Source organism: Hwangdonia seohaensis (genome assembly GCF_031932625.1).
Lineage (GTDB): Bacteria > Bacteroidota > Bacteroidia > Flavobacteriales > Flavobacteriaceae > Hwangdonia > Hwangdonia seohaensis.
On the sequence record NZ_JAVSCK010000001.1, the window covers coordinates 709,162 to 721,270 of the forward strand.

Genomic DNA, 12,109 nt, shown 5'->3' on the forward strand with positions numbered 1-12,109 from the left:
ATGTGATAATGAAGCCGTTGAAAGAGTTTACAATTCCATTTGTAGGGTTAAAGATAGGGAAACATCATTTTAATTTTGAAATCGAACAAAAGTTCTTTGAGCATTTTGAGTATGAAGAGTTTAATGATGTAAACATTCAGGTTGATGTTGAGTTTGAAAAGAAATCAACATTGCTGGAATTACGATTTAAAACTTCAGGATTTGTTAATATTAATTGCGATATAACCAACGAGCCGTACAATCAATCCATTGAAAATGAGTTTGATTTAGTGGTTAAGTTTGGAGATGAGTTTAACGATGAAAACATTGATATCCTCATCGTTCCACACGGCACTTACGAGGTTAATATCCAACAATATATTTACGAATTAATTGTACTTGCCGTACCAATTAAGCGTATACACCCTGGAATTGAAAACGGCACATTGCATTCTGATATACTTGAAAAACTCGACGAGTTAAGCCCAAAGCTAAAAGAAAATAAAGAGACTAACGAGGACATTGACCCTCGATGGAATACATTAAAGAAACTATTAACGGATAAATAACATAAAAAATGGCACATCCTAAAAGAAAAATCTCGAAAACAAGAAGAGATAAAAGAAGAACACATTACAAAGCAACTGCGCCACAGATTGCAACTTGCCCAACAACCGGTGAGGCTCACTTATATCACAGAGCGCATTGGCATGAAGGAAAATTATACTACAGAGGTCAAGTTTTAATTGATAACTCGGAAGAAGTAGAAAACGTAGCATAAATATTATGCACGCATATTATAAAACGCTCACCTGTGAGCGTTTTTTTTATGACAAGTATTTTCTAACAAGACAAAAATGATTAATTTGCGTATTAATTAGCCAAAATTTAGTAGTTTTCACAAAATTTTGAACGTTTTTGTCCAATTTTAATGTTTTTTTTGGTCGAAATAACTATAAAATTATGAGTAAAACCTCGGCGGCGATTACAGCTGTAGGCGCATATGTGCCAGATTATGTATTAACCAATCAAATTCTTGAAACGATGGTTGATACAAACGACGAATGGATAACTACCAGAACCGGGATAAAAGAACGTCGCATTCTTAAAGGCGAAGGTAAAGGCACCTCTTTTTTAGCTATTAATGCAGCTAAAAACCTCATTGATAAAAAAGGCATCAATCCCAAAGATATCGAACTTGTTATAGTTGCCACGGCAACACCAGACATGAAAGCAGCATCAACCGCAGCATATACGGCCTCAAAGATAGGAGCTGTAAACGCTTTTTCTTTTGATTTAGATGCGGCCTGCTCTAGTTTCCTTTTCGGTATGTCGGTTGCCGCCAGTTATATTGAATCCGGACGTTATAAAAATGTACTATTGATAGGAGCCGATAAAATGTCTTCTATGATTAATTATAAAGACAGGGCTACCTGTATTATTTTTGGAGATGGCGCAGGTGCCGTTTTATTTGAGCCAACTCAAGAAGATGTAGGCCTAAAAGATGAGTACCTGCGAAGCGATGGTACGGGCAGAGAGTTTTTGCAAGCTACCTATGGCGGTTCGTCATATCCAATAACACCAGAGGCCATTGAAAAAGGGGCACATTGTGCATTTCAAGAAGGTCGAACCGTATTTAAAAACGCGGTTTTTAATATGGCCGATGCTACCGTAAAAATATTAGAACGAAATAACTTAAGTAAAAACGACGTTGATTGGTTAGTAGCACATCAAGCAAACAAACGCATTATCGATGCTACGGCCAGCAGAATAGAACTTGAAGATGAAAAGGTAATGATGAACATACATAAGTATGGCAATACCACATCGGCTACCTTACCTTTGCTTTTAAGCGATTACGAATCGCAATTAAAGAAAGGGGATAACTTAATATTTGCCGCTTTTGGGGGCGGATTTAATTGGGGCTCGATTTATTTAAAATGGGCATATAATTCATAAAACTAACCACTAACTAATAAGCAAAATTATGGATATTAAAGAAATTCAAAATTTAATTAAGTTTGTTGCCAAGTCTGGTGCTAGCGAAGTTAAATTGGAGATGGACGATATAAAAATCACCATCAAAACGGGGTCGGATTCAGACACTACAATAGTGCATCAAGTTCCCGCTGCTCAAATTCCACAAGTGGCAGCAGCTCCCGCGGTAGTTGAAGCAAGTGCTCCGGCCGCTACACCACCACCTGCAGCAGCAGGATCAGATGATTCAAAATACATAACCATAAAATCTCCAATAATAGGAACATTTTACAGAAAGCCAGCACCGGATAAACCGTTATTTGTAGAGGTGGGGCAAACTATTGCCGAAGGCGATGTTCTGTGTGTTATTGAAGCCATGAAACTTTTCAATGAAATTGAATCTGAAGTTTCCGGAAAGATAGTTAAGGTATTAGTTGACGACTCTTCGCCTGTAGAATTCGATCAACCACTATTTTTAGTTGATCCATCTTAAAAATTCGGAATTCAGAATTCTGAATTCATAATTTATTCTAAGTTATGTTTAAAAAAATATTGATAGCCAATCGAGGAGAAATAGCATTACGTGTTATTAGAACCTGTAAAGAAATGGGCATTAAAACCGTGGCGGTATATTCTACTGCCGACGCTGAGAGTTTACATGTAAAGTTTGCAGACGAAGCTGTTTGCATTGGTCCGCCAGCAAGTAGCGAGTCTTACTTAAAAGTCTCTAATATTATAGCTGCAGCGGAAATCACCAACGCCGATGCCATTCACCCCGGATATGGATTTTTATCTGAAAACGCTAAGTTTTCAAAAATTTGCGAAGAGCACGATATTAAATTTATAGGCGCTTCGCCCGAGATGATAGACAGAATGGGAGACAAAGCCAATGCCAAAGCAACCATGATTGCTGCAGGTGTGCCTTGTGTACCGGGAAGCGAGGGTATAATTAAAGACTTTGAAGAGTGTAAAAAACTGGCCAAGGAAACTGGTTATCCGGTTATGCTGAAAGCTTCTGCAGGTGGTGGCGGTAAAGGTATGCGTGCCGTTTGGAAACCAGAAAACCTTAAAGACGCTTGGGACTCTGCACGACAGGAATCTAAAGCCGCATTTGGCAACGACGATATGTACATGGAAAAACTTATTGAAGAGCCAAGGCATATTGAAATTCAAGTTGTAGGCGACTCTACCGGGAGAGCTTGTCACTTATCCGAAAGAGATTGCTCCATCCAACGTCGTCATCAAAAATTAACAGAGGAAGTTCCTTCTCCATTTATGACGAATGCACTTCGTAAAAAAATGGGAGAAGCAGCAGTAAAAGCGGCAGAATTTATTAAATACGAAGGCGCAGGAACTGTAGAGTTTTTGGTGGATAAACACCGTAATTTCTACTTTATGGAAATGAATACGCGTATTCAAGTAGAGCACCCCATTACAGAGCAAGTTATAGATTTCGATTTAATTCGCGAGCAAATTCTTGTGGCGGCAAAAGTGCCAATTTCCGGAAAAAATTACACACCAAAACTACATTCCATAGAATGTAGAATAAACGCTGAAGATCCGTTTAACGGCTTCCGTCCATCACCAGGGAAAATCACAACATTGCACGCCCCAGGAGGCCATGGCATCCGTTTAGACACGCATGTATATGCAGGTTACACCATTCCGCCAAATTACGATTCAATGATTGCTAAATTAATTACAACGGCGCAAACCCGAGAGGAAGCGATTAGCAAAATGAAGCGTGCTTTAGATGAATTTGTAATTGAAGGCATTAAAACAACCATTCCTTTTCATAGGCAATTAATGGATCATCCAGATTACTTGGCAGGTAATTATACCACCAAGTTTATGGAAGATTTTGTAATAGAAAAGCCAATAGAAGAATAAAGAATAAGACTCCGAAAGCAATTTCGGAGTTTTTTTTTAATTTAGATTTTAATCTAAAAACACATAAAACAACTTAGTTTATGAAACAGGTATACGGTAAAATTTTGAGCTTAATTCTTTTAATAGCTTTGGTTAGCTGTAAAAAGGATAACAATAAAAACCAGGAAGAAGCCACAAACCAATCACAACCCAATATCGTTGTTATTTATGCAGACGATTTAGGTTTTGGAGATGTAAGTTCTTATGGCTCAACAGAATTGAAAACCCCAAATTTTGACCGCATTGCGAACGAAGGTATTCGGTTTACAAACGGATACGCCACATCGCCAACCTGTACACCAAGCCGATATTCATTATTGTCCGGCACTTATCCGTTTAGAACAAAACGAGCACAGGTTTTGCCCGGAAATGCGCCCTTACTTTTCGAATTGGGAAAACAGACGCTTCCGTCAATGTTGCAACAAGCTGGCTATAAAACAGGTGTTATTGGGAAATGGCATTTGGGATTGGGCGACGCCAATATGGATTGGAACAAAAAAATCGCCCCCGGCCCCTTGGAAATTGGCTTCGATTACGCCTATATTATGGCCTCAACAAACGATAGGGTACCCAGCATTTATGTAGAAAACCATAAGGTTGTTGGCTTAACAGCAGAAGACCCAATTTATGTAAGTTATCAAAAGAATTTTGAAGGCGAACCTACCGGAAGAGAAAATCCTGAGTTATTAAAAGTACACCCAAGCCACGGGCACGATATGAGCATTCATAACGGCATTTCGAGAATTGGATATATGAAAGGCGGCAAATCAGCTTTATTTATAGACGAAGATATGAATAATGATTTTTTAAAAGCTTCCATTAAATACATCAATAAAAACAAAAACAATCCGTTTTTCTTGTTTTATGCCTTGCACCAACCGCACGTTCCCAGAGTCCCACATCCTAGATTTGTTGGCGCTTCAGGATTGGGTCCAAGAGGTGACGTTATTGTTGAGGCAGATTGGGCTGTTGGCCGGTTTTTGGATGAGCTTGATAAATTAGGGCTTTCTGAAAATACCATCGTTATATTTTCAAGTGATAATGGCCCCGTTTTAGATGATGGCTATAAAGATGATGCCTTAGAAAAAAACGGAAAACATACACCAGCAGGTGGACTTAGAGGCGGAAAGTACAGTCTTTTTGATGCCGGAACCCACGTGCCATTTATGATTAGATGGAAAGGCGCCATAAAACCAGGCGTATCCGATGCGTTGGTTTCCCAAATGGATTTCACAGCTTCGTTTGCCGCTTTAACGGGACAGGATAATACGACGCCAGACAGTAAAAATATATTAGATGCCTTTTTAGGAAAATCCGATAAAGGACGTGAAGGACTTATTTTGGGACAGAATAATATTATGGCTTACCGACATGGTGATTGGGTTTTAATTCCACCGCATAAAGGCAATAAAATGACAAACAAATGGGTAAATATTGAAACAGGGAGAGACACTGTTTATCAGCTTTATAATCTAAAAGAAGACCGGGCGCAACAACATAATTTAGCAGAAACGCATCCCGAAAAATTAGAGGCTTTAATACAGGCTTTAGAGCTAGAAAAACAATAATATTTTGAACTTATCCTATTGGGAAATTAAATCGTGGCTAACCCATGTAGATTTTACTATTGTGGGTAGCGGCATTGTGGGTTTAAATTGCGCGCTACAACTAAAACGGCGTTTCCCAAAAGCCCATATCCTCGTTTTGGAAAAGGGCATATTGCCACAAGGCGCAAGTACCAAAAATGCAGGATTTGCGTGTTTTGGGAGTTTAAGTGAGATTCTTGACGATTTAAAATCACACTCCGAAGAAGCCGTTGTTAATTTGGTAAAAAAGCGGGCCAACGGCTTAAAACTTTTACGCCACACATTAGGAGATGCAAACATTGATTATCAGCAATTGGGCGGTTTTGAGTTGTTTACAGAAACAGATTCAGATTTATTTGAAGACTGTCTTTCGAAAAAAGAACATATAAATAAGTTGTTGAAACCCGTTTTTAATCAGGAGGTTTTCAGCTTAAAAGGCAATAGTTTCAACTTTAAGAATATACAAGGCCAATATATTTTTAATGCGTTTGAAGGGCAAATTGACACTGGAAAAATGATGGATTCATTGATGCATTTGGTATTGAAAAGTGGCGTAAAAATATTGAATAATATAAAGGTTGAAGCTTTTTCAGAAGGCACTCATTCGGTTAAAATAAAAACCAATTTGTTCGAGTTTTCAAGCACTAAATTGCTCATTGCTACAAATGGGTTTTCCTCGGAGTTAATTAACGAAAAGGTAAAACCGGCACGCGCCCAAGTATTGATAACAAAGCCCATTAAAAACCTGCATATAAAAGGCACTTTTCATTTGGATAAAGGGTATTATTATTTCAGAAATATTGATGACAGAATTTTACTTGGTGGTGGACGCAATCTTGATTTTAAAGCAGAGGAAACCACCGAATTAAATCAAACCGATCTTGTTCAAAACAAACTTGAAATGTTACTTAAAACGACCATTTTACCGGAAATCCCATTTGAAGTTGACCACCGTTGGAGTGGGATTATGGGTGTTGGAAATCAAAAAAAAGCCATTGTAAAACAACTTGGTAACAATGTGTTTTGTGGTGTAAGACTTGGTGGTATGGGCGTTGCCATTGGTAGTGTAATTGGAAAAGAATTAGCAGATTTAATTTAACGTATCTGTCATTCCGCACTTGATGCGGAATCCACTTTTAATAATAATAAATTGAATATAAAAGAAGAACTTTACAACCAATGTGTTCAGTTTGTAGAAAAACGTTATCAAACCGTTCAGCACGCTATAAGCGAAATCCAAGAATCTTTGCTCTCTGAAACCAAAAGTAGTGCAGGCGATAAGCACGAAACGGGGCGAGCTATGTTACAATTGGAACGCGAAAAAGCAGGACATCAGCTTGCTGAAATTGTTAAAATCAAAAAAGCACTTTCTAAAATCGATACGGAAAAGAAATCCAAAACGGTTGGTTTAGGCAGCGTCGTTTATACGTCGGGTGCTAACTATTATATGGCTGTAAGTGCAGGACAGTTAAAAGTTGAAAACCATTTGTTTTACGCCATTTCTCCAAACACACCCATTGGGCAATTGTTAATGGGAAAAACTGTTGGAGATAATGTGGTTTTCAGAGGAATAGAATTTAACGTAACCTCCTTGGTTTGAGGTTGAGGTGTTGCCGGAGTTGAGCGAGAGAGTTAAAAATTTACTTCCATAGTTTAGGAAGCTTGAATTTTGTTTTAGTATTCTTTATAAAACTTTCGATATCTTTAATTCCTGCTTTTGGATAAAGAATTCGTAGAAAGAAAATTTGCAAAACTTTTCCAGCGTTTATTGATTTCAATATTGCTGCGAATGCTATATAACCTAGATATGTTTCCATAATTTAATATTTAAATTAAATTTACAATGGAATGATCTATTTTAAAAGGACACTTTGCTGAAAACATAAATAATTGATTATAAGATTTTTACAAAAAAAGTTGATGTTTAGCCTCTTAAAATCCTAGTGTTTAAGCTTGTTTTACGGGACAAAACTATTCAAATTTTTTTTATGTCATTGTTTACAGGGAGTTTCAGAGTTTTTATCTTTAAACTTAACCCAATTCTATTTCTTAAAACTAAAAGTTCAAAATAACTTGAAGTTCTGACAACGTCGGAATCGACGATTTTCAGAAATAATGAGCGATACTGCTTATTTAAAGCTAATATTTAGGATTGGAAACGACAATATTAAATGAAATCCCTCAGTATTAAGTTATTAGCGAATGGTGCTTTAGCAATTTCCTAATAATCGTTTTGATTTTTTGGCTCGTTTTGTATCAAGACAAAATGAGTAAGAAATATTGTTTTCATTATAAATGGGACATTAATTTCGTTCTTTTAAAGAGAAAAACTTTAAATAATGAGATTCCTGCCTGCGCAGGAATTAAACATGTTTTCCCTTCTCCCAACCATGTTTCCCTAAATATTGATTTCCACTTTCAACGGCGCCATCTTCAATGGATGTTCCCATGCTATCGTTCCATCTGTTCAAATATCCAAATAGCGAAATAACACCGAGCATTTCAATAATCTCGCCTTCGTCCCAATATTCATATAAGCGTTTTTTTAGGGTTTCATCAACAGCATTTGGCACTTGAGAAGCCGCTAAACTAAAATCCAATGCTACGCGTTCCGCTTCGTTAAAAGCAGGATGCGTGCGGTACTCCCAAATATTATCCAATTGTTCTTGCTCTGCGCCGTAACGTTCGGCAGCTCGAATGGCGTGCGCTTGACAGTACCTGCAACCCGTAGAGTTACTCGAAACCCAGGCAATCATACGCTTTAACGCCGAAGTTACCCTACCTTCATTCGCCATAACGGCTTTGTTCAAATTAATAAAAGCTTTACTAATGGCTGGTCTGCGTTGCATGGTTAAAACAGAATTTGGACAAAATCCCAAGGTTTCGTTAAAGAATTCGGCAAGCGCTTTCGTTTCTAAATCGTGGTCTGCAGATAATGGTGTAACTAATGGCATAAATTTGATTTTTCGGTATCTTCAAAGATATAATTTTATTAACTTTCCCATATAAATAAAAACATATTTATGGATCTCATATTAAGACCATTCGAACTCAAATTAAAGCACACATTTACCATTTCCAGAGAGTCGCACAACACACAAAACACATTGATTGTAGAGTTGAACGATGCCGGTTTTTCTGGTTTTGGCGAAGCCACCTCAAACCCATATTACGGCATCACCATTCAAAAAATGACTGATGATATATTACGCATAAAACATGTAATTAAAGCGAATAACGACAAAACGCCCGAAGCATTTTGGGACGCCTTGTATCCGCATTTAAAACACAACATGTTTGCGTTATGTGCCTTGGATCTGGCTTATAACGATTTGTACGCACGGAAAAAAGGTAAAAAGCTTTTTGAACTTTGGGACTACACTACCGATAATAATCCCTTAACAGATTACACCATTGGGATTGATACCATTGATAAAATGGTTGCTAAAATGAAAGAGTTGCCCTGGCCTATTTACAAAATAAAACTGGGCACAAAAGAAGATATCGCCATAGTTAAAGCTTTGCGACAACACACCGATGCTGTTTTTAGAATTGATGCCAACTGCGGATGGACGGTTGATGAAACCATTAAAAACGCCGTGGCCTTAAAGGCGCTAGGTGTTGAGTTTTTAGAGCAACCTTTAAAGGCCGATGATTGGGATGCGCATAACGAAGTGTTTAAAAAATCGGTGTTGCCCATTGTTGCCGACGAAAGCTGCCAGATTGAAGCCGATATCGATAGATGCCACAATCATTTTCACGGGGTTAATGTGAAGCTGGTAAAATGTGGCGGACTAACTCCGGCAAGACGAATGCTTACCAAAGCCCGAACATTGGGTATGAAAACCATGGTGGGCTGCATGACGGAATCTTCGGTTGGTATTTCGGCCATAGCACATTTATTGCCCTTATTGGATTATGTAGATATGGATGGTCCGTTGTTGTTGGCCGAAGATATTGCACAGGGCGTAACGATTAAAAATGGGAAGGTAGAATATAGCGATTTAAACGGAACGGGAGTTTCTTTAATTTAAGGTTTTAATGATTGTTGAAAGCTTTCCGGACAGAACGATATCAATTGATAAAAAGGAATATTTATACTTTGGCGGTACGGCTTATTTAGGGCTTCCAACGCATGCCGAATATAAAAACACCCTCATAAAAAGTATAGCGAAATGGGGCACGTTTTACGGAAGCTCAAGAAATTCCAATATAAAATTATCGATTTTTGATAGAGCAGAACAGTTGTTCGCCACACAAATAGGCACTGAAAAATCGCTCACAACATCTTCTGGAACTTTAGCGGGGAAATTGGTTTTAGAGTTTTTATCTAAAACGGAAAGCACATTTTATCACTACCCAAAAACGCATCCGGCGATTTTACACAGCAAAAGTTTGCCTTTATTTGAAAACGGAAAACTGCATAAAAACCTTCTTAATAACACAAAGGAATCGGTTGTTATTACAGTCGATGCTATTTTAGCTTTGGAAGTTGAGCCCACATCATTTCGTTTTTTAAAAGAAATTTCATCTGAAAAACAGATAACGCTTTTAGTCGATGAATCGCATAGCTTGGGCGTTTTGGGAAAACAGGGTGAAGGTGTTTTTAAAACCATCCAAAATAAAAACCTAAAAAGGAAAATAATGATAGCTTCTTTGGGAAAAGCTTTAGGGCTTTCGGGAGGTGTTATTGCTTCAGATGAAAACTTTATTAACGCTATTAAAAACGAAGTGCTTTTTGTGTCATCATCTTGTGCCAATGCGGCTTATTTAGAAAGTTATATGGTATCGCAAAACCTGATTAAAAACCAACAAGAAAAACTTAAAGCCAATTTGAGGTTTTTGTTTAAAGATTTAAGTTTGAGCGATGCTTTTAAGTTTAATGAAAACTACCCTGTTATATATTGTAATTCTAAAGATATATATGATAAGTTATTTAAAAAAGACATCATCATTTCAAACTTTAAATACCCCAATTATATAGATGACATGAATAGGATTGTAATAACTGCAAACCACACTAAAGCAGATTTAACAAGGTTGAAAGAGGCCTTGGTTTCTTTGTGAAAAATCTATAATAAAGCGCATAAAAAAACCGCTCTTCTATTAAATTGAAGAACGGTTTTAATTCTATTTAAAAATTAGACTACTCTATTGATCCCACCAAACCGGTGTTATTGGTTCTTGCTGATTCGCTAAAACATTGGTTTCATTTCTGTTTAATTCCGTTGATGGATAATTGGCACGTCTAAACCATTGTCCGAAATAATCACCATCGCTATCTTCTTCCTCTCTAATGGTTAAACCAGTAAATACATCATCTGAAAAATCGTATCTTCTAAAATCTACAAATGTTTCAGGGTTTAAATAGTTGTGGATGTATTTCTCTTTCATAATGTGATGCAAGGCTAAACTACCTTCACCAACGTCTATAGAAGTATCGGCGATATAATCTGTCCCGTCAACACCCCACATGTCCATGCTTGCAGCAATTCCATCCATATAGGCTGTATAAGCTGTGGCATTGGTTCCTACGCTGGTTGTGGTGCCTCCGTTTGCTAAAAATGCAGCTTCAGCCTTAATAAACATAGCCTCGGCATACGATATTAAAATTAAAGGCGAGTCTATACTTGTGTAAAAACCATCGCTTTTAAATCGGGTATTTGCATCTACCAAACCACTTGGGGATTTACCAGCGCCACCACTTATAAAACCTCTATATTCGGTATCGCCATCTGGTATTTCTGCAATTTCGGGTAACCTCGGGTCTATGGTAATGGCCCCATTAAATGGGTAATAATCGCCATTCGTAGAACTTACAATTTGACTGGCAATATCGTTGCTTAGGTTACCGGTTTCACGAGACAATACCTCTGCCGAATACCAAGGGTTTATGTTTTTTTCGTCATAATACATGGCGAAATTATCAGCGTTAGATGTAAACCCGTTGGCGATGGTGGTTAAAACATCGTTGGCCGATGTAACGCCTTTGCCCATTACATGTAGTTGGTAACGCGCCTTAATGGTATAGGCTGCTCTTAACCAAGAATCTGAATCGCCTCCGTAAATTAAATCTGCAGAGCCTAAATTGAAACCAGAAGTATCGGCAGCACTTAAAGCCGCTATGGCACTATCTAACAGATTGAAAATCTCGGTATAGATTTGCTCTTGCGTATCAAATGCAGGAAAGTTAGAGTCTGGTCCTTGGGTTGCTTCAGAATATGGGATATTATCCCAAGTGTCTGTTGCTATTCCTAAATTGATGGCTACTAAAATATCTGAAATAGCACCAATATGTGGCGCATTGTTTTCAATAGCCTTTTCTTTTACCACTTTTAAGTTTGGCAAGATATAAAGATATACTTGCGTCCAAAGACCACTTGCTGAGGTTTGTCCTGCAGCACCTCCACCGGTTGAAACAAAATACTGGGTATAGTTTCCAAAAGCTAATTCTGCCGAACGTTGCCCTTCCATGGTACTATGGATCACAGGCGCTATTAAGTCCTTCATCCCCAATTCCTCTAATGCAGCGGTATTGGATGGTGTGTTCACATCAAAATATTCATCACTACACCCTACGAGCGCAATAACGAACAATGCTAAAATTGTAGTTGTTATATTAAATTTTTTCATAATTT

Annotated in this window: 12 protein-coding genes; 10 read left to right on the top strand and 2 right to left on the bottom strand. The window is 37.7% G+C overall.

Features of this window, described 5'->3' with window-relative positions; genetic code table 11:
• Window positions 1-8: 8 nt before the first annotated feature.
• The 8 genes from RNZ47_RS03065 (at window position 9) to RNZ47_RS03100 (ending at window position 7,071) form a co-directional block, all read left to right on the top strand.
• Window positions 9-548 (top strand): YceD family protein, encoded by a 540-nt coding sequence (locus RNZ47_RS03065; RefSeq protein ID WP_311936195.1) that lies wholly within the window; start codon window positions 9-11, stop codon window positions 546-548.
• An 8-nt stretch (window positions 549-556) separates the two neighbouring features.
• Entirely contained in the window at window positions 557-760 is a 204-nt protein-coding gene (gene rpmF, locus RNZ47_RS03070) for a 50S ribosomal protein L32 (protein WP_034042489.1), read from the top strand.
• 182 nt (window positions 761-942) lie between these two features.
• Window positions 943-1,938: a beta-ketoacyl-ACP synthase III gene (locus tag RNZ47_RS03075; RefSeq protein ID WP_311936203.1), complete on the top strand. Its 996-nt coding sequence runs from the start codon at window positions 943-945 to the stop codon at window positions 1,936-1,938.
• Between the two features lie 28 nt (window positions 1,939-1,966).
• Entirely contained in the window at window positions 1,967-2,449 is a 483-nt protein-coding gene (accB, locus tag RNZ47_RS03080) for an acetyl-CoA carboxylase biotin carboxyl carrier protein (RefSeq protein WP_311936205.1), read from the top strand.
• Window positions 2,450-2,493: 44 nt separating this feature from the next.
• Window positions 2,494-3,846 (top strand): acetyl-CoA carboxylase biotin carboxylase subunit, encoded by a 1,353-nt coding sequence (gene accC, locus RNZ47_RS03085; RefSeq protein WP_311936206.1) that lies wholly within the window; start codon window positions 2,494-2,496, stop codon window positions 3,844-3,846.
• Window positions 3,847-3,926: 80 nt separating this feature from the next.
• A complete protein-coding gene (locus RNZ47_RS03090; RefSeq protein ID WP_311936208.1) occupies window positions 3,927-5,453 on the top strand; it encodes a sulfatase family protein in 1,527 nt (508 codons plus the stop codon).
• Window positions 5,454-5,457: 4 nt separating this feature from the next.
• A complete protein-coding gene (locus tag RNZ47_RS03095) occupies window positions 5,458-6,570 on the top strand; it encodes an NAD(P)/FAD-dependent oxidoreductase (protein ID WP_311936209.1) in 1,113 nt (370 codons plus the stop codon).
• A 51-nt stretch (window positions 6,571-6,621) separates the two neighbouring features.
• Window positions 6,622-7,071: a 3-oxoacyl-ACP synthase gene (locus RNZ47_RS03100; RefSeq protein ID WP_311936211.1), complete on the top strand. Its 450-nt coding sequence runs from the start codon at window positions 6,622-6,624 to the stop codon at window positions 7,069-7,071.
• A 763-nt stretch (window positions 7,072-7,834) separates the two neighbouring features.
• Here the strand turns inward: RNZ47_RS03100 and RNZ47_RS03105 are convergent.
• Window positions 7,835-8,425 carry a carboxymuconolactone decarboxylase family protein gene (locus RNZ47_RS03105; RefSeq protein ID WP_311936214.1) on the bottom strand — a complete coding sequence of 197 codons (591 nt, stop codon included), beginning with the start codon at window positions 8,423-8,425 and terminating at the stop codon, window positions 7,835-7,837.
• A 69-nt stretch (window positions 8,426-8,494) separates the two neighbouring features.
• On the opposite strand from RNZ47_RS03105, the gene RNZ47_RS03110 reads away from it, so the two are divergent.
• Both RNZ47_RS03110 and RNZ47_RS03115 read left to right on the top strand, forming a co-directional pair.
• Window positions 8,495-9,505 (top strand): dipeptide epimerase, encoded by a 1,011-nt coding sequence (locus RNZ47_RS03110; protein WP_311936216.1) that lies wholly within the window; start codon window positions 8,495-8,497, stop codon window positions 9,503-9,505.
• A gap of 7 nt (window positions 9,506-9,512) precedes the next feature.
• On the top strand, window positions 9,513-10,538 hold the full coding sequence (locus RNZ47_RS03115; RefSeq protein ID WP_311936218.1) for an aminotransferase class I/II-fold pyridoxal phosphate-dependent enzyme: 1,026 nt from the start codon (window positions 9,513-9,515) through the stop codon (window positions 10,536-10,538).
• 84 nt (window positions 10,539-10,622) lie between these two features.
• Here RNZ47_RS03115 and RNZ47_RS03120 read toward each other — a convergent pair whose 3' ends face one another.
• Window positions 10,623-12,104, bottom strand: a complete 1,482-nt coding sequence (locus RNZ47_RS03120) for a SusD/RagB family nutrient-binding outer membrane lipoprotein (RefSeq protein ID WP_311936221.1) — start codon at window positions 12,102-12,104, stop codon at window positions 10,623-10,625.
• Window positions 12,105-12,109 lie beyond the last annotated feature (5 nt).

Excerpts from the sequence above, each read along its gene's own strand:
- RNZ47_RS03075 (WP_311936203.1), top strand. The coding sequence starts at position 943 with ATGAGTAAAACCTCGGCGGCGATTACAGCTGTAGGCGCATATGTGCCA.
- accB (WP_311936205.1), top strand. The coding sequence starts at position 1,967 with ATGGATATTAAAGAAATTCAAAATTTAATTAAGTTTGTTGCCAAGTCT.
- RNZ47_RS03110 (WP_311936216.1), top strand. The coding sequence starts at position 8,495 with ATGGATCTCATATTAAGACCATTCGAACTCAAATTAAAGCACACATTT.
- RNZ47_RS03090 (WP_311936208.1), top strand. The coding sequence starts at position 3,927 with ATGAAACAGGTATACGGTAAAATTTTGAGCTTAATTCTTTTAATAGCT.
- RNZ47_RS03065 (WP_311936195.1), top strand. The coding sequence starts at position 9 with ATGAAGCCGTTGAAAGAGTTTACAATTCCATTTGTAGGGTTAAAGATA.
- accC (WP_311936206.1), top strand. The coding sequence starts at position 2,494 with ATGTTTAAAAAAATATTGATAGCCAATCGAGGAGAAATAGCATTACGT.
- RNZ47_RS03115 (WP_311936218.1), top strand. The coding sequence starts at position 9,513 with ATGATTGTTGAAAGCTTTCCGGACAGAACGATATCAATTGATAAAAAG.
- RNZ47_RS03120 (WP_311936221.1), bottom strand. The coding sequence starts at position 12,104 with ATGAAAAAATTTAATATAACAACTACAATTTTAGCATTGTTCGTTATT.
- RNZ47_RS03105 (WP_311936214.1), bottom strand. The coding sequence starts at position 8,425 with ATGCCATTAGTTACACCATTATCTGCAGACCACGATTTAGAAACGAAA.
- rpmF (WP_034042489.1), top strand. The coding sequence starts at position 557 with ATGGCACATCCTAAAAGAAAAATCTCGAAAACAAGAAGAGATAAAAGA.